4 protein-coding genes and 1 pseudogene are annotated in these 2,684 nt (G+C 60.7%); 2 read left to right on the top strand and 3 right to left on the bottom strand.

Annotated elements, in window-relative coordinates; genetic code table 11:
* Together ACTIEN_RS22110 and ACTIEN_RS22105 are read left to right on the top strand one after the other, a co-directional pair.
* Window positions 1–451, top strand: a pseudogene (locus tag ACTIEN_RS22110) (polysaccharide deacetylase family protein); the annotation flags it as partial.
* A gap of 3 nt (window positions 452–454) precedes the next feature.
* Complete coding sequence (locus ACTIEN_RS22105) at window positions 455–949, top strand: GAF domain-containing protein (RefSeq protein WP_439525295.1); 495 nt, start codon at window positions 455–457, stop codon at window positions 947–949.
* On the opposite strand, the gene ACTIEN_RS22100 is transcribed toward ACTIEN_RS22105, so the two are convergent.
* The 3 genes from ACTIEN_RS22100 to ACTIEN_RS22090 form a co-directional block, all read right to left on the bottom strand.
* Window positions 946–1,533 carry a helix-turn-helix domain-containing protein gene (locus ACTIEN_RS22100; protein ID WP_439525294.1) on the bottom strand — a complete coding sequence of 196 codons (588 nt, stop codon included), beginning with the start codon at window positions 1,531–1,533 and terminating at the stop codon, window positions 946–948. The genes ACTIEN_RS22105 and ACTIEN_RS22100 overlap by 4 nt on opposite strands.
* Complete coding sequence (locus ACTIEN_RS22095) at window positions 1,530–2,318, bottom strand: ABC transporter ATP-binding protein (protein WP_439525293.1); 789 nt, start codon at window positions 2,316–2,318, stop codon at window positions 1,530–1,532. The genes ACTIEN_RS22100 and ACTIEN_RS22095 overlap by 4 nt, the downstream gene beginning before the upstream one ends.
* Window positions 2,315–2,684 (bottom strand): ATP-binding cassette domain-containing protein (locus ACTIEN_RS22090; protein WP_439525292.1); only part of this gene is annotated, 370 nt, incomplete at its 5' end. The genes ACTIEN_RS22095 and ACTIEN_RS22090, both read right to left, overlap by 4 nt.

The raw sequence follows: 2,684 nt of genomic DNA, 5'->3' as shown, positions 1-2,684 counted from the left end.
AAGCGGACACCGCCCCGTGGGCCATCGCGCCGCCCATTGGGACCTGAGCGACCACACCATCCCGCTGGTGGCCGAAGCCGGGTTTGACTACGACAGTTCGATGATGGCCGATGACAGCTGTTACGAACTGATCAGCGACGGCACTCCAACCGGCCTTGTCGAAGTCCCGGTGGATTGGGTCCGCGACGACGCAGTCTACCTCTTGTTCAACCGGGTGCCGCCGACTCGTCCGACTCTGAGCGCCGATGATGTCCTCAAGGTATTTCTGCGGGAATTCGATGCCGCGTTCGACGAAGGTGGATTGTGCCAACTCGTCATGCATCCCTTCGTGATCGGCTATCGGTCGCGGATCTGGATACTCGATGAACTCTTGCGCCACGCGCGGTCCCGTGGCGATGTGTTCATCGGCACCCATGCCGCCGTGGCGGCCCATGCCAAGCAGAATGGATAAACCATGTCAGATACCGCCCTTGCCCGTTTCGATCTTGCCCTGGCTCAGGCGGACACGCCCGATGATGCCTACAAGGCTCTGAACGATCTGGTCGATGACACCGTGGGCGCAAAGCTGTTCACGATCATGACCGTCGATATGGACGCCATGCTTGCCCGCCGCGCCTACAGTTCCGATGCCGCGAACTATCCGACATCCGGCACCAAGGAGATCACGATGAACCGCTGGTTCGATCATGTGCACGGAAGGGGCCAAACCTTTGTTGCCAATACCTTGGAGGAAATCGACACTGTATTTCCCGATGCCGAACTGATCGGACGGCTGGGCTGCGGGTCGGTGATCAACCTACCGGTGACGCAGGACGGGCACCTTGTCGCCACGATGAACATACTGCACGAAGAGCAGTATTACACCGACGCGCGGGTGTCCTACTGCAACGAACACCTGTCAGGCCCGGCGCATCGGGCAGTTCAGGCAGCGCAACGGCTGGGCAGCTAGGTCGCGCTGCGGTCCTCGAAAAGGTCGATGGTTCCGGTCCAGAGCGCGCGCACGGGTGCATCGGTCCGGTTGGCCCATCCGTGGGGGCGGTTCGCGTCATAATGCGCGCTGTCACCTTCTGCCAGGGTCAGGATTTCGTCTTCCAGCGTGATGTCCAACTCTCCTGTCAGAACAAAGATTGTCTCCTCCCCGGCATGGGTGACGATATCGGATTGATACCCCGGCTCGAGCGTCATGATGAACGACGACAACTCGTTGCCCGGAAACGTCGCGCCAAGCCGTTCATATCTCAATTGTGCGGACCCGACGACGAATTGCGGGCGGTTCTTCGCTCGACTGACGCAGTTGGTCGGTTGTGGCCGTGTGATCAGGAACTCCATTCCGACCCCCAGCGCCTTAGAAATGGCCGCGAGCGTCGTCAAGGTCGGCACCGCCTTGTCGCGTTCGATGAGACTGAGATAACCGATCGAAATGTCGGCGTCCTCGGCCACATCCTGCAAGGTCAGTTTCAGCTTTTGCCGCCGGACACGAATGGTCTTTCCGATCAACAATCCATTCGCTCCGGTGATATCGTCCAAACTCACACGCCCATCCCTCTGGTCGCCCCAGGCGGCGCCGCGATTTCGCGATCACCTGCACCGAGGCTGGCGTCATATAACTCTTGCGAATAGGGTTCGGCAAACGTTCCGGTGCGCAGGGCCGATACCCCGGCCTCTTCGACAAGGCGGCCATGGCGCAGGACCCCCAGCCGGTCACACAGAAAACTGACAACGGGGAGCGAATGTGTGACCAGAACATAGGTCAGGCTCCGTTCCTCGCGTATCCGCACAAGGAGGTTCAGGATCTCGGCCTGAACGCTCACATCAAGGGCCGAGGTCGGCTCGTCCAGCAAGAGAAGTTTCGGTTCGAGCATCAAGGCCCGCGCGATGGCGACGCGCTGCCGCTGGCCACCCGACAGCTGGTGCGGAAAGCGGAAGCGGAAGCGCGGGTCAAGTCCCACGTCCTGCATCATCTGCACCACCCGCTCTGTGCGGTCCCCGATGCCATGCACCTTGAGCGGTTCCAAAAGGGTGGCATCCACGGTCCGGCGCGGATGCAAGGACGCGTAAGGGTCCTGAAAGATCATCTGGCAATGCCGCGCAAAGGCAAGGTCGATGCGCCCCTGCCGCGGCACGCCATCAACTTCGATCTTGCCACGCCAGTCATCGACCATGCCGACAACGGACCGCAGGATCGTTGATTTCCCGGAACCGCTTTCTCCGACCAGCGCATAGCTTTCGCCCGGTTTCACCGAAAAGGACACGTCCCTGACCACATCGGTGCGTCCGTAGCGCACAAAGAGATGGTCGATGTGCAACGCCGGGGTCATTGGTCGTATTCCATATCGCGGTCCATCACGGGAAGAACCTTGCGGGTTTCGTCCATGCGGGGCACGGCGGCCAAAAGTCCCTTCGTATAGGGATGGGTCGCCGCGTGGAGTTCTCCGGCCTCGAGTTCTTCGACAACACGTCCGCGATGCATGACCAGCACCCGGTCACAATAGCGGGCCACCAGTTCCAGATCATGACTGATCAGGATCAGCGCCATCCCGTTCTTGGCGATCATCCCGTCTATCAGATCCAGCACCTGCGCCTGCACGCTGACATCCAGCGCCGAGGTCGGCTCGTCCGCGATCAGGACATCGGGCTGCGGAATAAGCATCATCGCGATCATCACCCGCTGACCCATGCCGCCG

Source organism: Marivita sp. (assembly GCF_051859345.1).
In the GTDB taxonomy this organism is placed as follows: domain Bacteria; phylum Pseudomonadota; class Alphaproteobacteria; order Rhodobacterales; family Rhodobacteraceae; genus Marivita.
Note: the sequence above shows the minus strand (reverse complement) of the source record. Positions and strands in the feature narration are given on the sequence as shown.

Coding starts and splice junctions, on each gene's coding strand:
- ACTIEN_RS22105 (WP_439525295.1), top strand. CDS start 455: ATGTCAGATACCGCCCTTGCCCGTTTCGATCTTGCCCTGGCTCAGGCG.
- ACTIEN_RS22095 (WP_439525293.1), bottom strand. CDS start 2,318: ATGACCCCGGCGTTGCACATCGACCATCTCTTTGTGCGCTACGGACGC.